This window comes from Tenacibaculum sp. 190524A05c (assembly GCF_964036595.1).
In the GTDB taxonomy this organism is placed as follows: domain Bacteria; phylum Bacteroidota; class Bacteroidia; order Flavobacteriales; family Flavobacteriaceae; genus Polaribacter; species Polaribacter platacis.
The window spans coordinates 1,022,485-1,043,092 of the sequence record NZ_OZ038523.1; the positions used below are offsets into that span (position 1 = coordinate 1,022,485).

Here is a 20,608-nt window from a genome sequence, read left to right on the forward strand (position 1 = left end):
ATTAGTTACACTTAATAGACTATTATCTTACCATTTTGTTACAGTTTTAAGCCATTTTCGCTAAATTTTAACTAAAAACCAGTTAAAAACTACCCAAAACTCCAAAAATGAGTCGCATAACAACTTGAAATTTTACAACCCTCACTGAACAACTCTTCATTATATTTGCAAAAAATATTCGATTTGCAAACAAACGTTAACGATACTATCATTGCTTTAGCCACTCCATCAGGAGTTGGTGCTATTTCTGTAATACGACTTTCGGGTGAAGATTCTATTCAAATTGTTAGTCAGTTTTTTAAGTCAGTACGTAAAAACAAACTTTTATCTGAACAAAAGACTCACACCGTTCATTTAGGACATATTATAGAAAAGGAACGAATTATTGATGAAGTATTAGTTTCTGTTTTTAAAAATCCGAATTCATACACTGGAGAGAATGTAGTTGAAATTTCTTGTCATGGATCTGTATTCATTCAACAAGAAATTCTACAATTATTCTTGCGTAATGGCTGTAGAATGGCTGATAATGGTGAGTTTACTATGCGAGCTTTCTTAAATGGTAAAATGGATTTAAGCCAGGCTGAAGCGGTTGCAGATGTTATTGCATCAAATTCTGAAGCTTCTCACCAAATGGCAATTCAGCAAATGCGTGGTGGTATTACCAATGAATTGAAAGAATTACGTGGACAATTATTAGACTTTGCTGCATTAATTGAATTAGAATTAGATTTTTCAGGAGAAGATGTTGAGTTTGCAGATAGAACAAAATTCAATGCTTTAGTCAATACCATTTCCTCTGTATTGAAACGTTTAATTGATAGTTTCGCTTTTGGAAATGCCATGAAAAATGGAATTCCTGTAGCTATTATAGGTGAACCAAATGTTGGTAAATCTACTTTATTGAATGCCTTATTGAATGAAGAAAAGGCTATTGTTTCGGATATTGCAGGAACAACACGTGACGCTATTGAAGATGAATTAATTATAGATGGAGTTGCATTCCGTTTTATTGATACTGCTGGAATCAGAGAAACTGAAGATGTTGTAGAAAGCATTGGAATTCAAAAAGCCTATGAAAAAGCAGATAACGCACAGTTAGTTATTTTACTGGTTAATGCCGAAAAAGTAGTTACAAAATCTTCAGTCATACTTTCTGAAGTTGCAAAAGTAAAAGAACGATTTTCTAATAAAAGAGTTCTTGTAATTGCCAATAAAATAGACTCTCTTTCTGAAGAATCAATTACTCAACTAAAATATTTACTACCTGACGGTATGTTACTTTCTGCTAAACAAAAAGTTGGTGTTGATACTTTAAAAAATGAACTGACTTCATTAGTAAATAAAGGAGCTTTAAGTAATAATGAGACTATTGTAACGAATTCTCGACATTTTGAAGCTTTAACTAATGCATTAGAAAGTATTAATTCTGTTGCTAACGGAATTGAATTAGGAATTTCGTCTGATTTATTTGCTATTGATATTCGCGAATGTTTACGTCATTTAGGAAATATTACTGGAGAATATGATGTAGACAAAGATATATTAGGTCATATTTTCTCTAACTTCTGTATTGGGAAGTAAGTCCAAAATCGATCAACTTTTAGGTATAAAAAAACCCACTCAAAGATTGAGTGGGAAAATTGCTATGAAAAAGAATCTCCAAACGTCTTTGGAGAAGTTTTAAATATTGTTTACGCGTTATTAACCAATAACTTTTACGTTAACCGCGTTAATTCCTTTTCTACCTTCCTCAGTTTCGTACTCAACTTTATCACCTTCGTTGATATCGTCAATTAATCCTGAGATGTGAACAAAAATATCTTGTCCTGATTCTGATTTGATAAAACCAAATCCTTTAGATTCATTAAAAAATTTTACAGTACCTTCTTGCATGTTTACTCTATTATAATTTATATTTTAATTTTTACTTAACCTAACACCTCTCTGTCAATTATCAACACATTTTATAGAATTCTAACATCTATAAAAAAGTTTCAAAACACTTAAAAAAATAAAGTAATGTGGAATAAAGAAGGAAAGAGATTACTCAAAAAAACTTATTAAATACTACCCTAAATTGAAAAGGTGTTCTGCTAAGAACGGTGTAAATATACACCTAAATAATTATAAATTAATCATTTTTAAAAAATACTCTTTCTTTATATTGAGCTTTCTTAACTTCAGCTCTTCTTCTTACAGATTCCTTAGTGTATTCTTTTCTTTCACGTAATTCTCGCATAAGTTTTGTATCTCTATGCTTTCTTCTGTAACGCTTTAATGCTCTATCAATATTCTCTCCGTCCTTTACTTTTATTATTAACATACTTTATATTTATTAAATTCTATTATTATTTTCTAAACTCAAATATCTAATGCCATCGAATTCCAAAAAAAATGGATATAGCATATTCCTCAGGCTATTGACATAAAGCCTTTAGTAACCAATCAAATAGATATTCTTCGAACACTAATGATTGACTTTTATATAATCAGCAAAAAATTAAAACGCAATAAGGATAAGTTTGTCGAGATTGCTTCGGGGGAAAGAAAGCTAAACTAAATAGATCCGATTGTAATTTAATCTAAGATTTTATAATATGAACCAAAGGTATGGATAAAAAAAGAATTAATTACTTTTAAACGTGAATTAACTTAATATGAGTACTAATAATAAACAGTTTTTTAAGTTTATCTTACAATCTATACTATTTTGGGTAGTTGCATTATTCGCTTTTGCCATATTCAGATTTTATGGTATTGAACAAGAATCCTTACTTCCAACTGCTGAAAATACCACAAATCAAGAAATTCTAAATCCGTATCTAGTTTCATTGTTTTTAGGACTAGGTTTAGGACTGTTATATGGTATTGTAGATTATTTATATGAACGTTTTTTTCTAAAGAAAGTTGGATTAGGAGTTGGATTGCTCTTGAATACATTTCTTCATTTTATATCCACAATTTTTGTGTTTACGTTTGGATTAAACCTTATAGCTAAAATATTTTCTCTTTCCATAAATTTAGAAATTGGATGGTGGTTAACCTATAAACGCTTTTGGGCAGCAATACTTTATATAATTTTATCCTCTCTAGTATTTTCATTTTTAAAAATAGCTAAAGAACGTTTTGGAACTGGAGTTTTTGTCAAAATGCTTTTAGGTAGATACAAAATTCCACAAGAAGAGGAACGTATATTTATGTTTTTAGATTTAAAAGACTCAACTACAATTGCTGAAAAATTAGGACATAACTTATACAGTCAATTTATTCAAGACTGCTTTTACGATCTTAATGAAGTGGTTTTGTTTTATGATGCTGAAATTTATCAATATGTTGGAGATGAAGTTGTATTATCTTGGCCTTATCACAAAGGATTAGCCAATAATAATTGTATCGGTGTATTTTTTGCATTTGAACTTAAAAGAGAAACTAGGAAAGAATATTATCTAAAAAAATATGGAGTTTTCCCTATGTTTAAAGCAGGAATTCATGGCGGTTCACTTATGGCAGCAGAAGTTGGTTTTGTAAAAAAAGAGCTTGCTTATCATGGCGATGTAATTAATACTTCTGCTAGAATTCAAGCGGAATGTAACAAGCATAATGTTTCATTGCTCATTTCAGAAAACTTATTGAAAAATCTTAAAGGTAAATCAGTTTCTTCCTCAAATTTCTTGGGTAGTGTTTTATTAAAAGGAAAAGAAAAAGAGGTTAAAATTCATTCAATATTATATGATGTATAAAAAACTTTATAAAAATAGATTTGAAATATTCTTAATAACTCAATTGACAATTTTATTTGGATCATTGTTTTTTCCGTTTGATTTCTTCGAATATAAACTACTTCCAATTTTATATTTAATTAGCATTGGTGCAGGAATTTTAATGATTTCGAAGAACAAAAAATTAACTTGGTTCTTTATTATTCTCTTTGGAATAGCAGCAACGGTTTTTGGTTTTGACATGATTGCTCGTAAGCAAAATTCAGAAAATTTAATCATCCGATTATCCATTTATTTCATCTTTCATGTTTTTGTTACTTGGAACATAATCAAACAAGTTTGGAAAGCGAAACGAGTAACTAAAAATGTAATTATTGGACTGATGAGTGGCTACATTTCTCTTGGGTTTTTGGCTTTTTTCCTATTTATGAGTATTGAATTGACAAATACCGAAGCCTTTAGAGGATTTTTAATGGAAAACTCAAGTGATATTAATTTACGTTCTGATAGCTTGTTATATTATGCTTTCATTACATTATTAACTATTGGATATGGAGAAATTGTGCCGGCAATTCCTATTGCACAGAAAGCTGCTATTTTAGTTGGACTTGTGGGACAATTTTATATGGTAATTATAACGGCTGTTGTTATAGAAAAATATATTCGTCATTCTTCGGCTGACATAGAGAAATAAAGTCTGAAAATTCTTAATTCATACCACTACTCTTTTTGATATTTTTTTTGGAATTAAAGTTATTCTTTGATTTAATTGAAACTACATTTTTATTCCATATTTGTATATCTATTTTAAGCAATACGCTCAATTTATATGAATATTACAGCAAATTCTACTGATGTAAAAAACATCCTTCTAAAAAATAACTCCGGACTAGAACTATCTATTCTAAACTATGGAGCAACTATTCAAAGTTTAAAAGTTCCAAGTAAAAATGGCTCTAAAGTTAATGTTGTTGCTGGTCTTTATAAGCCTGAAGATTATACCAAAGATTTGTATAAGAAACATAATATATGTTTAGGTGCTTCTATCGGTAGATACGCTGGAAGAGTTTCAGGAGGAAAATTTACTATTCATGATAAGGTGTACTCTCTGCCTGTTAAAAATGGGCTTCATTTACATGGAGGAAATGAAGGTTTTGATAAAAAAATATGGAATATAGATACTATTTCTGACGATCAGAACTCTGTTACTTTATCCTATGAAAGTAAACACCTTGAAGAAGGATATCCAGGAAATTTGAAAGTTTCTGTTACGTATACATTAGTAGATTTCAATGTTGATATCACCTATAAAGCAACTACAGATAAATCAACGGTAATTAATTTAGCCAATCATGCGTATTTTAATTTAGATGGACAGGGAACTATTTTAAATCATGAGTTGCAAATTAACAATACTCATCATTTAGAGGTAGATTCTAATCTTTTTCCTACTGGAAAAGTATTACCATCTAAACAAACAAGATTTGACTATTCAAAAAGTTCAGTAATCAATCGAAAAGACTTTAAAGGTTTTGATGATACCTTTGTGTTAGGAGATGAAGAATTAGCTGCTATTTTAACATCAAAAGTAACTGGTATTGAAATGCGGGTAACAACAAATCAACCAGCTTTAGTGATTTACACAAAAGATAAATTTCCAACTATTCCACTTTCGGCAAATTATATGGACTATCCAGCGATTTGTTTTGAAGCACAGAATTTCCCTGACGCTCCTAATAACAAAAACTTCCCTTCTTGTTTACTAAATCCAGAAGAGACTTATGAGAATAAAACTCGATTTTCATTTTCTATAAATGAATAAGCATTTATTGCTCAAGAGATTTCAAATGTTTTTTCCATAGGGAAAATTTAATCCTTCCTGTTAGGAAAACATAAATACAAAATTATATATATGAAATCTCACAAACTACTTTATTTAGTGGTTCTTTTTGCCCTTACCTTTTTTAATTCTGAAGCTCAAACTCCAATTCAAGTTGCGGGAACACCAACCAAAACAGCAATACAAAATGGAAATTGGACTGATGTGAATACTTGGGGCGGAAGTTTACCTCAAAACGATGATCGAATTCTTATTCCTTCTAATATCACCGTAACTGTTGATGGAATGATTCCGCAAGAATTCAAATCAGTTCGAATAGCAATGCAAGGAACATTGCAATATGCTACCAATGTAAATACAGAATTAAGAACAGAATTCTTAGTTAGTGAAATGGGAGCAAATTTTAACATTGGAACACCTTCCAATCCAATTAACTCGAATGTAAACGCTTCTCTAGTTTTTGCTTGGAGAGGAGGAACTACAAAAGCTCAAGATAATAATCGATTTGTTCCTGGTGCTGTTTTAATGGGACCTGTACGAATGGAAGGTTCACCTAAAACGAGCTGGACAACTGTTGCGAATTATCCTTTAGCTGGCGATAATCAATTAACTTTAAAACAAACTCCAACAGGATGGAAAATTGGCGATAAATTAACCGTTGCTGGAACAGATGTAGACGACTATCAAAGTGATGAAGTTGTTACGATTACTGGAATTTCTGGTACTACTATAATGTTGAGTAATTCTTTAATCAAAAATCATCAACCTCCAACTGAACTCAATAATCTTGTAGATGTTCATGTTTCCAATAACACAAGAAACATTGTTATTTCTTCTGAAAACTCAAGTGTTACAGCTCTTTCTGGAGTAAATGGTTATGATAAACCAAGAGGACATATTATGTTCATGCATAATTCTAATGTTCAAATTAGAAATGTAGAAACTAATAATTTGGGAAGAACAGATAAAACTATTGAATTAGATGATTGGTCTGTACCCGAAGAAGGTCCAGAAGATCAACCTGATCCAAGATTCAGTACTACAGTTCCGTATCCTGCAGGAGCAGGTAGAAATCCACGAGGTAGATATTCGATTCACTTTCACAGATCTCTTGACCGAGATGCTAACAAAGCTTTAGTTGAAGGTTGTGTTGTGAATAATGATCCAGGATGGGCATTTGTAAATCACTCTTCTTATGTAGATTTTATAAATAATGTGAGTTACGGCGTTGTTGGATCAGCATATTGTACTGAAGCTGGAGACGAATTAGGTTCTTTTAAAAACAATATTGCCATTAGAACTTATAATCCGAATGAACCTTTGAATTTAGGTCGTCCAATGGATGGAGTTTTGGGAATTAACGGAGGAAGAACAGATGGTTTAACAGACGGAAGAGAACAAATTTCAGATTTCGCCCATCAAGGAGATGGATTTTGGTTGCACAGCACAGGAGTTACTCTAGAAGGAAATGTAGTTTCAGGATGTAGTGGCCATGCTTATATTTATTGGACTGAAGGATTGTGGGAAAGTCTACGCGGGCGACCACAAATGCAGAACAAAATTGATTTATATGTTCCTCCAACTGAATTCCCTAATTTAAATGCAGAACTTAAAACTCAAGTAGCACAACATCCCAATTGGATATTTGATGTTTGGTATGTGTTACCTAGACCTTTTAAAAACAATATAGGATACACAACTGCACAAGGATTTAGAGGTGATTATATTATGACTGAGTTTCATGAAAATGGTGAAACTACGAGTAGAGAATACAATATGATGCCCACTAATTATAGGAATACTATGAATTTGATTATTGAAAACTCACTTTTTTGGGGTATTCGAAGAACCGGAATGCAGTTTGAAAACTGCGCTCAGATCACTATAAAGAATAATAAGATTTATGGTTATGGAGCAAGCACAGGATTTGCTCCTTGGAATCCCAATCCCAATCCCTATCCTGGCAGACTTGAAATAGAACCTCACTCTATTGGAATTGACTTAGATCATTATCATAACACAAGAAATTGGACCATAGAAAACAATGTTATAAGCGGTTGGGATGGAGCATCTCAGGCATTAACATTACCTATGAATGCTACCGTTCGAGTAAATGGTGGAACATTTGATAATTCTGGAACTGATATTTTTATCAGAGAAGTAAACTGGAACAAGAATTGGATTGATCGAATTATTGATAATACGGAAACAACATCTACCCCTTCATCCTTTGTAAACCCTACACCTACTGACTTAACTACACCTTGGAGAACCATAAATATTGAAGGAAATATTGTGTTTAATAATTCAACTAAAAATATTGTTCTAGATGCTCAATTTCATCTATTGAATAATGCTGGTGATGCTTTTGCTTTATTGCATCCTGATGGTTCTGGTGTAAAAATGACAACTTATTTTTTACTTCCTGATGATATTCGATTGAATTTTGGTGATTTTAATAATACTAAGGTTTATTTTGACGAACAAGATCCTAATTTCGTTCCTGTACCAACATCAGATTTGTTAACTCCTTATTTATATCCTACAGAAGATTTATTTCCAGAGCGTGTAACACCTGGTCAGTATTTGAATAAAAGTAATGCCCAATTAAAAAGTGAATTTGGTTCGTCTTTTGGTGGAGAGTTTTTACCTACAAATGCAACAACACATCCTATGATTTCAGGAGGAAAAATAGTTAACTCTACTTTAAGTAATCCAGATATTCCTATTGAAGAAAATAAATGTATTATCTATCCTAATCCGGCTTCTTCATCTTTTTCAATCAAAAGCATAAATAGAGATTTGGATGTCCATATATATTCGTTACAAGGAAATTTGATAAAAACTACTTCGTCAACACAAAACGGTATCGACGTTTCGCAATTGTCAACTGGTATATATATCGTTCAAATACAAGATCAAAACTCTAATTTTGTTTGCACCAAGAAACTTATCAAGAAGTAAATAAGTTTTTTAAAATTGAAAAGCCAGTTTTACAACTGGCTTTTTTATTTCTATTCGAATACAACTTCAATTTCTTTTGTTAATGCGATACTTTGACAAGTTAATATATATCCTTCTTTTACCTCTTTTTCGGATAAAGCCATATTCTTTTTCATCGTCACTTTTCCTTTTTTAAGCTTACAAACACAACTCGAACATACTCCGCCTTCACAAGAATAAGGTGGATTGAACTTATTATTTAATAATGCTCGTAAAACTGTCTCTCCTTTTTCAATACTTATATTTATTTCTTGATTGTTCAATTTAGCCTTTAACGCTGCTTTTTCAATTCCTACTAAATTATTATTAGTGGAACTTTCACCGAAACTCTCGATAAATATTCTATTATCAGGAACGTCAATATTCTTTAATGCTTCCTTTGTGTTCTCAATCATTTTACCTGGCCCACAAATGAAATATTCTGTATTTTGAGCATAAGGAGGATACTCATTTATAAACCAATTAATCGCTTCAGAATCTACTCTTCCCTTTCTATATTCAAACTCTTTTTTAGAAGAAAACCAACTCGTTTTAGGTTTACTAAGACTATGAACTAAAATCAGTCTTGTTGGATATTCCTTCCTTAACTTCTCTAATTCACTTTTAAACAAAACCGTTTCTTGATTCGTATTTCCATAAATCATATGGATATAACTATTCGGTTCACCAATTAAAACAGATTTTAAAATTGAAAGTATTGGTGTTATTCCACTTCCAGCAGCGAATAAATAGTATGTTTTGTAATTATCCGCTTTTACGTCAGCAAAAAAACGTCCATTAGGAATCATAACTTCAACTTCATCTCCAACTTTCAGATTATCATTAATATAATTTGAAACCAACCCGTTTTTAACTCTTTTCACTCCAATTGTCGGAGCTTCCTCGAGGAAAGGAGAACTGCATAAAGAATAAGATCTTCTTACTTCCTCTTCTTCTATATTAAATTTTAAAGTCAAATATTGTCCTGGTTTATAATTGAATTCATCATAAAGCTCAACTGGAACATCAAAAGAAACAGCAACAGCTTCTGAGGTTTGTTCCTTTATCTCAGAAACTTTTAAACTATAAAAATTGCTCATATATTAAATTTTAGCACCATTAGCAATCATCCACTTTTTTACTTCTTCCTGAAAACGAACAATTGCATATTCTCCTTTCTGAGCTCTCGCTCCAACACTAAAATATGGTGAACTTAGAGATTTTTGTTGTTGTTCACAGGCATAAATATCTTCTGCCATAAAATCACCTGATGCCATAGGATCATCTTTATCACCTTCATACTTTCCTTTATTTCCATAGTGTTGCCAAACTTTACTCATTGAAGATTTAGTATACTGTTTGGTAAATTCCCAATCACTTTTATTCTCTACTTTTGATCGAATCACTACTAAAGTTCTGTCTGGTGCTAACGGAATAGCATGAAAAGTATTCCATTGCGCTTCTCCTTCTGTAATTCCAATATTTGGAAATAACCATGGAACATAAGCGCCAATTTTATCTCTTGGTACACTTTCTATTAAAGGAAATTGAGCGGCATTTTCAACATCATTTAAATACTCATCCACCAAAGGTTCATAAAACCAATAATGCGGACCTTTCCAACCGAATTCAGCTTTTGCATGATTATACATGTTTAAAGTTCCTTCATGTAAATGTGCTAAATGATAATGATCTATATAATTTTCAACTACTATCTTCCAATTCGCTTGAATTTCTTTAGAATAAAATGGTTCTCCATCAGTTTCACTCCACTCGACTAATTCTTCAACGACATGCGGACCTAAATAAGATTCTACTTCTCCAAAAAACTCCATAATACTTGGTGCATTTTTCTCAGGATGAACAAATAACATTCCTTTGAAAATATCAACAGAAGCCTCATGTAAATTAAGTTCACATTCGTGCAATTCTTTATTGCATAAATCTGGGAATTCTTCTTCTCTTTTAGGAATACTAATTAATTTTCCTTCCAAATCATACGTCCAATCATGATAAGGACATGTAATCGCTTTTTGTGCTTTACCCACGGCTCTCAATAATTGAGTTCCTCTGTGACGACACATATTATGAAAAGCTCGTAATCTGTGATCTCTTCCTTTTACAATGAAAATATTATTTAAACCGGCTTGTACGGAAATATAATCTCCAGGATTTGAAACATCTTCAACTAACCCTGCATATTGCCAAGTTGTAGAAAATAAGTGTTTCATTTCTAAATCAAACCACTCTTTCGATGTATATGCTTCAATCGGAAGTACATGCATTTTCCTTTGATTCTCCATTATCTTAATTTATTTTGGAAATATATTTTTAATCACCTTTCCTTTCGTCCAAACTTCTTTATAAGGTTTTCCTTCAACCGTCATCAAAGCTTCTAATTTATTATAATCTTTTAAAGTAAAAATTACTTCATAATAACTTCCATCTGGTAAATACATCTTTCCGTTATTATATATATTCCCTTGTTTTTCAACATCAGTAAGAAAATAATCTCTCTTTTTATTTTTTCCTTGATACTCCAAGTTACCATCATTGTAATAGTGGATTTTTCCAAAGAATTTACCTCTGTACTCTACTATTTCGTAAACTGCTTGATAATATTCATTTTTCACTTCCCAAACTCCGATAATTTTATCATTTTTTTGAGCACAAGAAACCAGGCTTATTGCTAGTATAAAAGTTAATAATAATCTCATAATTTTAGGATTTGTTTGGATTTTCAGGCATCCAATCTGGAGGTTTTATAAACACTTTAAGCTTATTCTTAACTCCTGAAACTTTACCTAACTTATGATTCAATCTTGTCAAACCATGAAAAAATACTTTGATAGGATTGACGCTATTTAATGGTTCTGAAATTCCGTATTTCACCTTTTCTACTTCTGGCTCAAACGTACCTAATAATCTATCCCAAATGATCAAAATCCCAGCATAATTTTTATCCCAGTATTGTCTGTTCGAACCATGATGAACTCTATGATGTGATGGTGTATTGAAAATAAATTCAACAGGTTTTATCAATTTCCCAATTATTTCGGTGTGTAATAATGTTTGAAAAACTTGTACAAATACTTCAGAAAGTAAAACCAATATCGGATCAAATCCCAACATAACAATTGGTAAAGAGAATACGATTGGCATAATAGCATCTAATGGTCCAAAACGATACGCAACCGACATATTAAAATGTGGGGAACTATGATGAACTGTATGTGTTGCCCAACCAATTCCGATTCTATGCATCATTCTGTGTTCCCAATAATATGCAAAGTCTGCCAATAAAACACATGAAATAATGGTTGCCCAATTGATATCTAAATGAGGTAAACTTACATTATTAAATAACCAGTAATATACTTTTGTAACTGCTAAAATCCCAAGAATAATTTCTATTAAAAAGAATCCACCAAATGTTATAATATTCGCAATACTATCAAGAATTAAATCTTTATTCAATCGTCTTAAAAAGGCATAACGTATTAATTCAATTACAAAAAATGGTATGATAATATAGACTAAACTCAAGTCGTTAAATACATAAAACCAATACTCTACACTTTCCCATTGTAATGTATTCGAGAAAAAGGAAATTAAGCTGTCGTGTCCGCTTTCACTATAATTGTAATAAAAGAAATGTGCGAAACCTGTAATTAATAAAATGATTACTAAACTTCTAATTAACAATGTTGAATTTTTCATCTTAAATATTTTTTACAAAATTGCTAAATAAGTTCATTCAAGTTTTTGACCTATGTCAAAATAGCTAGATGATTAGCTACAGAATATATAGCTAAGAATGACCATATTAAAATCATTATCCAATATAGTTTTGGATGTTCCTTTTTAGTTATAGATTCCACAAAATGAATTTCACCACTTCTAATAATGTGAACTAAACCTAAAATTATAAATAAGGCCCAAAACCAATTCCATTCGTAAATAATTGCTAGTATTAAAAGAGCAAGAGCAACTATAGTTCTCCATTTATCCATATTAATATCTGTAATGATTATAATCTATGAACAAAGTAGATAAAGAATATGCCGCCATTAATATCCAAGAGGCAATAATTATCCAATACAAAATTGGATTTTCATTTCTTTGAATAGGCTCAATAAAAAATGTAACACCTGAAAACAAATCAGGAATTACCCACAACAAAAACAAAACTCCCCATGCCCATTCCCAATTCATAAACAAAGCAATGTACATTAATATCAATGCAATTATGGTTCTCCATTTTGTTGTATTCTTCATCTACTAAATATAAAAAAGAATTGTTAAACTATTATTCCAAAACGTTTTAAAAGCTTCTTTTCCATATTCCAAAAAAATTGAAACTGACCGAATAACCAACCAAACATTACTAAGAATACTTGGTAGAAAATGAAACTTGACATGATGAACATTGGATAATAGAAAATTGCAGGAACATTTTCTAAGGTCAATCCTAAAAACTTTAAAATTGGTCGTCCTACAAATACAGAAGATGATCCTGTAATTGAAAACACAAAAAATATAATTGCTAAATCTTTTTTGGAAGTAACATTCCAACGTGACATTAATTTATTCATTTCAAAAAATTTTGTTCAAAACTAATTCCAGCGCTAAAAAATCATTTTGACTTAAATCAAAAAATGAGGAATCTCATGATTTTGACATAGGTCAAAAAAACTTCAAAACATCCTTCACAATTTTGTCTCAAGATTAAAAACAAGAGTCATGAAGAGATTTTTATTACTTACCATTATTCCTTTGATGAGTTGCTCAACATCAGTAGACCATAGAATATTCGGAACCTGGAAAACGAATAGTAAATTTTACGCTGCTACCTACAAGATTGAGAAAAACAGTGAAAAAATTATAGGTAAACTTCTGTATTACAATGATGGAACAACTGTGTTACATGAAACCAAAAGTGATAAAGATATTTTTATTAAAGATCTACAATATGAAAACGAAGCTTTTGTAGATGCTATTTCAGGAGCAACACAAACTACTTCAAAGAAGTATCAAATAAAAATAAAACATACTGATACTCTTGAAGTAACTACTTACGTAAGAAATAAACCTTCCATAGAAACTTGGACAAGAAAACAACAATAGATTTAAAATTATGAAGAAAAGATATTCTCTTTTAGGAACATTAGCTGTTCTTTTTTTAATAGGATGTGAAGACAATGTAAGAGACATTACAGGAGGTAATAATTCACAAGTTCCTACCAATCCTACAGCAGAAGTAAATCCAGTAGATATTAACAATGATGGATTTGATTTTATGGAAAAAATGCAAGGTCATTGGGTTGGAAATAATAAAGTAATTGCCGATGAATACGATTGGTTTGGATGGGACTATCGTGCCATTTCTCCATCTCATATTCATGGGATTCATGAAGGAGGAACTTTAGGAAATTTATTCACCTCATTCTTTGTAACGAACTATAAAGGACAAAGAACAATTATGGCGAGAAATGGGGGATTATTAAACGGGATTTATCGTACGAGCTACTTTGTAATGGACAAAGTTGAAAATAGAAATTCCGAAGGAAAGTATTATAGACTTGTTGATGCAGTTGGTGGAGACGCGATTATGTATATGGAATTACGCTTTAAAAATGATAGTTTATATTTTAATTCCTATACCAGTAATCTTGGAAATAGATTACCCACTAGACACATGACTTTTAAGGGGAAAAAGATGCATTTTGAATTAGCACAAGAAGCAGCTAATGCAACTAATTATCCTCAAAATACAATTGATACTGGATTAGATTTTAAAGACGGTTTTAATACAGAATACTTATACGTAGATCAAGGAGAAGATGCTCCTAAATCTGCAACCTTTTTAGCTTCTCAAACTAGTAATGATGTGTATGAACTAGCTCCACAGTCAGGGGATCCTTATATTATTTCTGATCATCCGAGATTAGGAACATTAACTGTAAACATCAATCGAAATAACACAATCTCTAATGATAATTTACTAGTTTATTTATCTAAAGATCCACTCACAGATTCTGACGGATATTTTACACAAACTCCTGGAGCTTACGATACCTTACTTCATTTTCCAAGTTTAGAAAATAACGAAGATACATTCCTATTTACATACTTGCATCCCGGTACTTACTATTTAACTGTAATTGCTGATAAGAATAATGACGGTGGACCAAGTGAAGGAGATATTGTAAGTGTTTCTAAGGAAATTATCATAGCTCCTTTAGAAAATAAAACTGAAAATATAACCAATATTGATGTACAAAATTAAACTTATGAGCATACTTAAAAACACACTTTTATTCCTTTGTTTATTGGTATTAGGAAGCTGTACTAAAGCTGAAATTCCATTAGTTGGTGAAAATCCTTTAAATAGACCCGTTACCTATACACAAGACATTCAATCCATAATATTTAATAATTGCTTGACTTGCCATAGTTCAGTAAACCCTAGAAACGGATTGATTTTAGAAACCTATGCTCAAGTAAGAAACTCTTCAGAGTTTGGAACATTGATAGCCCGTTTAAACGATGCTGCGAATCCAATGCCACAAAGTGGACTTTTAACTGCGGACAGACGTGCCTTATTTGACCAATGGAAATCGGGAGGATATTTAGAATAACAATACTATTTAATATGAAAAAAATAATCGTTTTAACACTTTTAGTAATTTCTCAAATTACATCAGCTCAAAAATATTTTACAAGAACTGGAGCAACAGAATTTAAAGCTTCTGTGGCTGCTTTTGAACCTGTTGAAGCAAGTAATAAGAGTACAACAGTAATTCTAAAAAGTGATACTGGTGATATCGCTGCACAATTATTTATTAATGCTTTTCAATTTCGAGTTGCTTTAATGCAAGAGCATTTTAATGAAAATTATATGGATTCTGATACCTATCCTAAGGCAAGCTTTAGAGGTAAAATTCAAGATTTTTCTTTATCAAATATAGATAGTGAAAAGAAATATCCTCTAGAAGGAACACTCTCTATTCGAGGTAAACAAAAAGAAATTAATACAACCCTTAGTATTCAATTAAAAGATGATACTATAATTCTTAAATCGGAATTCAAATTAAATCCGAATGATTTTGGAATTAAAATCCCTAGTATAGTTAGAAAGAAAATTGCAAAACAGATAAACATAACACTGCATTATGAGATGGTTGAAAAAAAATAAGGTAATCACAATTGTTGTTTCATTACTTACAATCTCCTTTTTTGTTTACCGATACACTTTTAGAACCAATGAATCGATAGAGGATATTTCTCCTAATTATTTAGGAACCTCTATTGATTTTACAAGCCTAGCAACTACAAATTTCGATTCTTGGAATACAAAAGTGGTTCAGCTTACTGGAGAAATAACAGCTTTAGATAAAAACGGTTTCACTTTGAACAACAAGCTTTTTTGTCAGTTAAAAAATGAAGATGATAGTTCAGGTATAAAAGCAAATCAAACAATTACCATAAAAGGTCGTGTTATAGGATACGATGATTTATTAGAAGAATTAAAATTAAACGAATGTATACAACTAAAATAAAATCACTGATTATAGTCTTGCTCCTATCAATTAATGGAACAGCTCAAGAAGATTTATTAAATGAACTTGATAACGAAACCAAGAACACAAAACAATTTGATTTACCTGCATTTAAAGCCATGCAAATTGGAAACTTACAATCCACAAAAATTGCAGAAAAAGGAGATTTATATCTAATTGTTGCACATAGATTTGGATCAATAAAAGATGGAATTGATGAGTTTTTTGGATTGGATCAAGCCAATACTAAAATTCAATTGCTCTATAGTTTTTGGGACGGAATTCAGTTAAGTTTAAGTAGAGATAGTTTTGAAAAAACATATTCAGGAACTGCTAAGATTAGTATTACAAAACAATCGAATAGATTTCCTGTAAACCTAGTGGGATATGCAAGTACAGATATTAATTCTGAAATAAAAACTGCTAATTATCCTGAATTGAGGTTTAGTGATAGAATGAGTCATTCCTTACAATTATTAGCTTCTAGGAGGTTTTCTAAAAAACTATCTTTACAATTGTCCCCAATTTATGTACGTCAAAACTTACAGGATATCAACTTTACAAAAGCAAGAAATCATAATCAATTTTTAATGGGAATTGGTGGTCGATTAAAAGTGAGTAAACGTATGAGTATAAATTTAGACTACGCCTATAATTTCAGCAAAGACAAAAACTCCGTTTATAAAAACCCACTTACTTTAGGTATTGATATTGAAACAGGTGGGCATGTATTTCAATTGCTATTCTCAAATGCAAGAGGAACAAATGACAGCGCTTTTTTAACTAAAGCACAAGGTGATTGGAGCAAAGGAGATATTTCATTTGGATTTAATGTGGTAAGAGTATTTTAAGTTAGGGGAAATACTTCTTGTTTAGTGGCCTTCTATTTATTTAGAAGGCTTTTTTTATGTACTACGAATTCTACTCAGTGTTTCTTGCGATATTCCCAACATTGAAGCAATGTGTCCTAAATTTGCTATTTGGGTAATATTAGGATATACACTTATTAGCAATTCATACTTTTCTTTCGCTGATAAGAAATAATAGCCCTTGTAAAATTCATCGATAATAGCTAATTCTTGCTCCATCATTAACCTACCGAATCGTTCTAATTCAGGATGTTCTTTGAAGAGTAATTGCCAATTGTCATAAGATATAGAAACTACTTTGCAAACATCGATAGCCTCCAAATATTCATTCGATGGATTTTGTAAAATATAACTTCCCCACGATGTAAATAAAGAATTCGGTCCGTATACCCAATGCGTAATATCTTTTCCTTTTTGATATATAAAACTTCTAACACTTCCTTCTTTTAAAAAGTACAGATGTTTACATGTTTTACCAATATTGAGAATTTGCTCACCTTTTTCAAATACGACTTCGTTGGATAAACTTAGTATATGTTGAAATGTATCTTCTTTTAAATCAATATATCCTTTGATATAATCTGCTAGCTCTTGCATTTGGCTAATTTAAATAAATTGAATTGAGATTCTTTACAAAAAACAAAAACGCTTCTAAAAATAGAAGCGTTTTTTTGTTTTATGATATTTCCTGTTATTGATTGCTGGTAGAAACGTTTTTTCCACCTTTTACAATGTAGAAATATGATCTTCTATTCTTCTGATGTTCTTCCTTTGAACACTTGCTTTGATTTGCATCATTACAGTGATTTAACAATCGGTCTTCTCCAAATCCAATCGCACTTTGTATTCGATTGGCTGCAATACCTCTTGAGATGATATAATCTCTTGTTGACTTTGCTCTGTTATCAGATAAGTTTCTGTTGTATGCTTTCGTTCCTCGACTATCGGTATGTGATTCGATCTTAATCACCATATCTGGATTATTGTTCATTACCGTTACAATATGCTCTAACTCATACTCTGCATCTTCTCTTATGTTGTACAAATCAAAATCAAAGAAGATCGGATTGATAACAATCTGTGCCGCCTCTGGACTTTCTACAATTAACGATTCTAAAGCTAAATCTGTTTTGATTTCCTTCTTGTTAATGTCCTCTGTAGCTGTTTCCTTTTGATCATTTCGGTAATCATCTTTTGAAGCGCTTACTGTAAAGTTGTTCTCACAGTCGATATCTTTAAAGGTATATTTTCCATCTGCCTGTGTTACTTGCTCACTAACTGGTGCTCCACTCTCGTCTATTAATCGAACTGTAGCTCCTGAGATAGGTTTACCTGTGTTTACATCGGTTACGTATCCTCCAATGTCTTCTTTACATCTATAGATCACAAAACTGTATATATCGTCATCTCCCTTTCCTCCTTTTCTATTGGAAGAAAAGTATCCGTATGATTTATCTTCACTAATCACAAAACTAAAATCATCTCTCGGACCATTTATTGGACTTCCTAGATTGACAGGGTCAGTGTACTTATTATCTACATATTTAGCTTCAAACACATCTAAAGCTCCTAAACCTAAATGACCATCTGATGCAAAGTACATGGTGTTTTCACTATCAATACTTGGAAACATTTCTCTTGCTTCTGTATTTATTGGTGCGCCTAAATTCTTTACTTCTCCGTAACTCCCATCATCTTGTATCGCAACCTTATAGATATCGGTAGCTCCTAGTCCTCCTGACATATCTGATACAAAGTATAGTGTCTTCTCATCTGCACTTAATGCTGGATGTCCGCATGAATATTCATTACTGTTAAATGGTAATTCTCTAACATCATCCCAATTCCCATTATTTAAGGTAGCCTTGTATATCTTTAAGTGAGTTACTCGGTTCTTATCTCCTTCTAACTTATCGTCATTGTAATTATCTCTGGTGAAATACATCGTTTTACCATCTCCTGTAACAATAGCGTTAGATTCATGATAACGCGTATTTAAAGATGGTAACTTCTCAGAAGCACTTACCTGAAGTCCTTTTTCAATATCATTACTCAAATCTGCATCGGCAGTATAGATATTTAAAAACGGTTGCTCGTTCCACTTGTATAACTTCTTATCAAACTTTGAACCTTCTGGTTTAGTAGATGCGAAATACAACTTATCTCCGTAGATAAAACCTCCAAAATCTGAATACTTCGTATTGATCTCTAAGTTCTGAATACTAACATACGTCTTCTTACGATTAGAGTACTTCACAAAGTAATCTGCATTCTTTTCTAAAGCTAAGGCTCTTGAATCTTCTCCCTTTACTTCTTTTAACTTACGAAGCCATGAATCTGATTCATCAACCTTACCATTACTCTTTAAGGCTTGAGCATATCTGAACATATATTCTGGTGATACCTGATCTTTGTATTTCTCAAATAAAATACGATACCACTTCTCTGCCTCACTTGTATTGGTATTGTAATAATGAGAATCTCCTAGCCTACTAATGACTAGTTCTGACTCATCTCCTTTGTTATAAATAACCTCATATAACTCAGCAGATTTCTTATACGCAAACTCCTTGAAGTAACGATCTGCTGCATAACGCCTTTGTGAAAAAGACGAAAAGCTAATTATTAAAAAATAAATTAGTAATAGTTTCCTCATAATATTAATTTAAAAGAACCTTGGCGATTTAAACACGCGTTCCCTGAATATATCCCAACGTAACATAAGCTCATATGTTCCCGAATTATAATTGCTATAATTTGACGTAGTCAAATCATATGCAAAACCTATGTTTAAGTTCTTTGTTGCTTGTAACCCTAATAAAGCACTGATGGAGTCGTCCCACCTCCATGCTAATCCTGCAGCAAACTTCTCATTAAATAAAAAGTTAGCCGAAACATCTAATGATAATGGTGCCCCGTTCACCACCTTAACTAATGTAGCTGGCTTGAACTTTAACGTCTCACTTAAGTCAAATACATAACCCGCGATACCAAAAAAGTGTAAGCGCTCCTCAGCTAAATCTCCGCTCCCAAAACTCGTCGTAGCAACAGTATCGTCGTAATGATCTGTCCGTAGAAAGTTCGGAATTGCGGCACCAAGATACCAATTTGATTTATAAAAATAAATCCCAGCTCCAATTGTAGGTAAGAACTTACTGATATTACCCTCAAAAATACGCTCTTGCTGAAGAGCCGTTCCTTTACTCCAATCAATTCCTAAATGACGACCTCCTAACTTTAATCCAAAGGCTAAATTACCATCATTACTCGTACGAATTGTATAAGAAACATTGGCATCTAAATAAATCTCACTCGAGGGACCAATCCTATCATTAGTAATACTAATACCTAATCCTACTCCACTATAACCTATCGCAGTATCGTAACTAAATGTTTGTGAATCTGGTGCACCATCTAAACCAACCCATTGTGTTCGGCCTAAGGCAGTAATCACTGTATGATTATTAGATCCAGCATAAGCAGGGTTAACACTCATCGTGTTATACATATACTGCGTATACTGAGGATCTTGTTGTGAGAATAATACTCCAACCTTAAATAAGATAATGAGTATTAAAAATTTATATGTTACTATGCTATTCATATCCCTATTATGTTGTTTCTTGTTTCTTA

Annotated in this window: 23 protein-coding genes; 11 read left to right on the forward strand and 12 right to left on the reverse strand. The window is 31.7% G+C overall.

The annotated features are described in order from the left end of the window. Positions 1 to 183: 183 nt before the first annotated feature. Complete coding sequence (mnmE, locus tag ABNT61_RS04575) at positions 184 to 1,584, forward strand: tRNA uridine-5-carboxymethylaminomethyl(34) synthesis GTPase MnmE (RefSeq protein ID WP_348745023.1); 1,401 nt, start codon at positions 184 to 186, stop codon at positions 1,582 to 1,584. Between the two features lie 120 nt (positions 1,585 to 1,704). On the opposite strand, the gene ABNT61_RS04580 is transcribed toward mnmE, so the two are convergent. Then, a complete protein-coding gene (locus tag ABNT61_RS04580; protein ID WP_348712342.1) occupies positions 1,705 to 1,896 on the reverse strand; it encodes a cold-shock protein in 192 nt (63 codons plus the stop codon). 238 nt (positions 1,897 to 2,134) lie between these two features. Beyond that, positions 2,135 to 2,326: a 30S ribosomal protein S21 gene (gene rpsU, locus ABNT61_RS04585; RefSeq protein WP_348712343.1), complete on the reverse strand. Its 192-nt coding sequence runs from the start codon at positions 2,324 to 2,326 to the stop codon at positions 2,135 to 2,137. Between the two features lie 334 nt (positions 2,327 to 2,660). Here rpsU and ABNT61_RS04590 point away from each other — a divergent pair, with 334 nt between their 5' ends. From ABNT61_RS04590 to ABNT61_RS04605, 4 genes are all read left to right on the forward strand, one after another. After that, a complete protein-coding gene (locus tag ABNT61_RS04590) occupies positions 2,661 to 3,743 on the forward strand; it encodes an adenylate/guanylate cyclase domain-containing protein (protein WP_348712344.1) in 1,083 nt (360 codons plus the stop codon). Then, positions 3,736 to 4,416 carry a potassium channel family protein gene (locus ABNT61_RS04595; protein ID WP_348745024.1) on the forward strand — a complete coding sequence of 227 codons (681 nt, stop codon included), beginning with the start codon at positions 3,736 to 3,738 and terminating at the stop codon, positions 4,414 to 4,416. Before ABNT61_RS04590 ends, ABNT61_RS04595 begins: the two co-directional genes overlap by 8 nt. 135 nt (positions 4,417 to 4,551) lie before the next feature. Beyond that, positions 4,552 to 5,544 (forward strand): aldose epimerase family protein, encoded by a 993-nt coding sequence (locus ABNT61_RS04600; RefSeq protein ID WP_348745025.1) that lies wholly within the window; start codon positions 4,552 to 4,554, stop codon positions 5,542 to 5,544. A 90-nt stretch (positions 5,545 to 5,634) separates the two neighbouring features. After that, entirely contained in the window at positions 5,635 to 8,526 is a 2,892-nt protein-coding gene (locus ABNT61_RS04605) for a G8 domain-containing protein (protein ID WP_348745026.1), read from the forward strand. A 50-nt stretch (positions 8,527 to 8,576) separates the two neighbouring features. Here ABNT61_RS04605 and ABNT61_RS04610 read toward each other — a convergent pair whose 3' ends face one another. The 7 genes from ABNT61_RS04610 to ABNT61_RS04640 are packed head-to-tail and all read right to left on the reverse strand — an operon-like array spanning position 8,577 to position 13,139. Further along, positions 8,577 to 9,644, reverse strand: a complete 1,068-nt coding sequence (locus tag ABNT61_RS04610) for a ferredoxin--NADP reductase (protein WP_348742168.1) — start codon at positions 9,642 to 9,644, stop codon at positions 8,577 to 8,579. A gap of 3 nt (positions 9,645 to 9,647) precedes the next feature. Further along, positions 9,648 to 10,847 (reverse strand): aromatic ring-hydroxylating dioxygenase subunit alpha, encoded by a 1,200-nt coding sequence (locus ABNT61_RS04615; RefSeq protein WP_348745027.1) that lies wholly within the window; start codon positions 10,845 to 10,847, stop codon positions 9,648 to 9,650. Between the two features lie 9 nt (positions 10,848 to 10,856). Beyond that, complete coding sequence (locus ABNT61_RS04620; protein ID WP_348745028.1) at positions 10,857 to 11,261, reverse strand: hypothetical protein; 405 nt, start codon at positions 11,259 to 11,261, stop codon at positions 10,857 to 10,859. Positions 11,262 to 11,265: 4 nt separating this feature from the next. Beyond that, the gene (locus tag ABNT61_RS04625; protein WP_348745029.1) at positions 11,266 to 12,264 is read right to left on the reverse strand and encodes a sterol desaturase family protein; all 999 of its coding nucleotides are present in this window, start codon (positions 12,262 to 12,264) and stop codon (positions 11,266 to 11,268) included. Positions 12,265 to 12,314: 50 nt separating this feature from the next. Beyond that, entirely contained in the window at positions 12,315 to 12,557 is a 243-nt protein-coding gene (locus tag ABNT61_RS04630; protein WP_348725007.1) for a hypothetical protein, read from the reverse strand. Position 12,558: 1 nt separating this feature from the next. Next, positions 12,559 to 12,822: a hypothetical protein gene (locus ABNT61_RS04635; protein WP_348745030.1), complete on the reverse strand. Its 264-nt coding sequence runs from the start codon at positions 12,820 to 12,822 to the stop codon at positions 12,559 to 12,561. A 23-nt stretch (positions 12,823 to 12,845) separates the two neighbouring features. Beyond that, complete coding sequence (locus ABNT61_RS04640; RefSeq protein ID WP_348745031.1) at positions 12,846 to 13,139, reverse strand: DUF6787 family protein; 294 nt, start codon at positions 13,137 to 13,139, stop codon at positions 12,846 to 12,848. Positions 13,140 to 13,287: 148 nt separating this feature from the next. Here ABNT61_RS04640 and ABNT61_RS04645 point away from each other — a divergent pair, with 148 nt between their 5' ends. Genes ABNT61_RS04645 through ABNT61_RS04670 form a run of 6 tightly spaced genes read left to right on the forward strand, consistent with a single transcriptional unit; the run spans position 13,288 to position 16,957 of the window. Beyond that, positions 13,288 to 13,671 (forward strand): hypothetical protein, encoded by a 384-nt coding sequence (locus ABNT61_RS04645; RefSeq protein WP_348745032.1) that lies wholly within the window; start codon positions 13,288 to 13,290, stop codon positions 13,669 to 13,671. Positions 13,672 to 13,681: 10 nt separating this feature from the next. Continuing rightward, a complete protein-coding gene (locus ABNT61_RS04650; protein ID WP_348745033.1) occupies positions 13,682 to 14,833 on the forward strand; it encodes a hypothetical protein in 1,152 nt (383 codons plus the stop codon). 4 nt (positions 14,834 to 14,837) lie between these two features. Next, on the forward strand, positions 14,838 to 15,185 hold the full coding sequence (locus ABNT61_RS04655) for a hypothetical protein (RefSeq protein WP_348745034.1): 348 nt from the start codon (positions 14,838 to 14,840) through the stop codon (positions 15,183 to 15,185). Positions 15,186 to 15,199: 14 nt separating this feature from the next. After that, positions 15,200 to 15,742 carry a YceI family protein gene (locus ABNT61_RS04660; RefSeq protein ID WP_348745035.1) on the forward strand — a complete coding sequence of 181 codons (543 nt, stop codon included), beginning with the start codon at positions 15,200 to 15,202 and terminating at the stop codon, positions 15,740 to 15,742. After that, positions 15,720 to 16,106: a hypothetical protein gene (locus ABNT61_RS04665; RefSeq protein ID WP_348745036.1), complete on the forward strand. Its 387-nt coding sequence runs from the start codon at positions 15,720 to 15,722 to the stop codon at positions 16,104 to 16,106. Before ABNT61_RS04660 ends, ABNT61_RS04665 begins: the two co-directional genes overlap by 23 nt. Continuing rightward, positions 16,088 to 16,957 (forward strand): DUF5777 family beta-barrel protein, encoded by an 870-nt coding sequence (locus ABNT61_RS04670; RefSeq protein WP_348745037.1) that lies wholly within the window; start codon positions 16,088 to 16,090, stop codon positions 16,955 to 16,957. The genes ABNT61_RS04665 and ABNT61_RS04670 overlap by 19 nt, the downstream gene beginning before the upstream one ends. Before the next feature lie 54 nt (positions 16,958 to 17,011). Here the strand turns inward: ABNT61_RS04670 and ABNT61_RS04675 are convergent, their stop codons facing one another. The 3 genes from ABNT61_RS04675 to ABNT61_RS04685 all read right to left on the reverse strand — a co-directional run bounded on the left by ABNT61_RS04675 (position 17,012) and on the right by ABNT61_RS04685 (position 20,579). Then, a complete protein-coding gene (locus ABNT61_RS04675) occupies positions 17,012 to 17,572 on the reverse strand; it encodes a Crp/Fnr family transcriptional regulator (protein ID WP_348745038.1) in 561 nt (186 codons plus the stop codon). Positions 17,573 to 17,666: 94 nt separating this feature from the next. After that, positions 17,667 to 19,631: an OmpA family protein gene (locus ABNT61_RS04680; protein ID WP_348745039.1), complete on the reverse strand. Its 1,965-nt coding sequence runs from the start codon at positions 19,629 to 19,631 to the stop codon at positions 17,667 to 17,669. A 9-nt stretch (positions 19,632 to 19,640) separates the two neighbouring features. Continuing rightward, positions 19,641 to 20,579, reverse strand: a complete 939-nt coding sequence (locus tag ABNT61_RS04685; RefSeq protein WP_348745040.1) for a type IX secretion system membrane protein PorP/SprF — start codon at positions 20,577 to 20,579, stop codon at positions 19,641 to 19,643. Between the last annotated feature and the right edge of the window lie 29 nt (positions 20,580 to 20,608).

Bases quoted from the DNA above. Each gene is read 5' to 3' on its own strand.
- ABNT61_RS04580 (WP_348712342.1), bottom strand. From the start codon at position 1,896: ATGCAAGAAGGTACTGTAAAATTTTTTAATGAATCTAAAGGATTTGGT.
- rpsU (WP_348712343.1), bottom strand. From the start codon at position 2,326: ATGTTAATAATAAAAGTAAAGGACGGAGAGAATATTGATAGAGCATTA.
- ABNT61_RS04590 (WP_348712344.1), top strand. From the start codon at position 2,661: ATGAGTACTAATAATAAACAGTTTTTTAAGTTTATCTTACAATCTATA.
- ABNT61_RS04595 (WP_348745024.1), top strand. From the start codon at position 3,736: ATGTATAAAAAACTTTATAAAAATAGATTTGAAATATTCTTAATAACT.
- ABNT61_RS04600 (WP_348745025.1), top strand. From the start codon at position 4,552: ATGAATATTACAGCAAATTCTACTGATGTAAAAAACATCCTTCTAAAA.
- ABNT61_RS04605 (WP_348745026.1), top strand. From the start codon at position 5,635: ATGAAATCTCACAAACTACTTTATTTAGTGGTTCTTTTTGCCCTTACC.
- ABNT61_RS04610 (WP_348742168.1), bottom strand. From the start codon at position 9,644: ATGAGCAATTTTTATAGTTTAAAAGTTTCTGAGATAAAGGAACAAACC.
- ABNT61_RS04615 (WP_348745027.1), bottom strand. From the start codon at position 10,847: ATGGAGAATCAAAGGAAAATGCATGTACTTCCGATTGAAGCATATACA.
- ABNT61_RS04620 (WP_348745028.1), bottom strand. From the start codon at position 11,261: ATGAGATTATTATTAACTTTTATACTAGCAATAAGCCTGGTTTCTTGT.
- ABNT61_RS04625 (WP_348745029.1), bottom strand. From the start codon at position 12,264: ATGAAAAATTCAACATTGTTAATTAGAAGTTTAGTAATCATTTTATTA.
- ABNT61_RS04630 (WP_348725007.1), bottom strand. From the start codon at position 12,557: ATGGATAAATGGAGAACTATAGTTGCTCTTGCTCTTTTAATACTAGCA.
- ABNT61_RS04635 (WP_348745030.1), bottom strand. From the start codon at position 12,822: ATGAAGAATACAACAAAATGGAGAACCATAATTGCATTGATATTAATG.
- ABNT61_RS04640 (WP_348745031.1), bottom strand. From the start codon at position 13,139: ATGAATAAATTAATGTCACGTTGGAATGTTACTTCCAAAAAAGATTTA.
- ABNT61_RS04645 (WP_348745032.1), top strand. From the start codon at position 13,288: ATGAAGAGATTTTTATTACTTACCATTATTCCTTTGATGAGTTGCTCA.
- ABNT61_RS04650 (WP_348745033.1), top strand. From the start codon at position 13,682: ATGAAGAAAAGATATTCTCTTTTAGGAACATTAGCTGTTCTTTTTTTA.
- ABNT61_RS04655 (WP_348745034.1), top strand. From the start codon at position 14,838: ATGAGCATACTTAAAAACACACTTTTATTCCTTTGTTTATTGGTATTA.
- ABNT61_RS04660 (WP_348745035.1), top strand. From the start codon at position 15,200: ATGAAAAAAATAATCGTTTTAACACTTTTAGTAATTTCTCAAATTACA.
- ABNT61_RS04665 (WP_348745036.1), top strand. From the start codon at position 15,720: ATGAGATGGTTGAAAAAAAATAAGGTAATCACAATTGTTGTTTCATTA.
- ABNT61_RS04670 (WP_348745037.1), top strand. From the start codon at position 16,088: ATGTATACAACTAAAATAAAATCACTGATTATAGTCTTGCTCCTATCA.
- ABNT61_RS04675 (WP_348745038.1), bottom strand. From the start codon at position 17,572: ATGCAAGAGCTAGCAGATTATATCAAAGGATATATTGATTTAAAAGAA.
- ABNT61_RS04680 (WP_348745039.1), bottom strand. From the start codon at position 19,631: ATGAGGAAACTATTACTAATTTATTTTTTAATAATTAGCTTTTCGTCT.
- ABNT61_RS04685 (WP_348745040.1), bottom strand. From the start codon at position 20,579: ATGAATAGCATAGTAACATATAAATTTTTAATACTCATTATCTTATTT.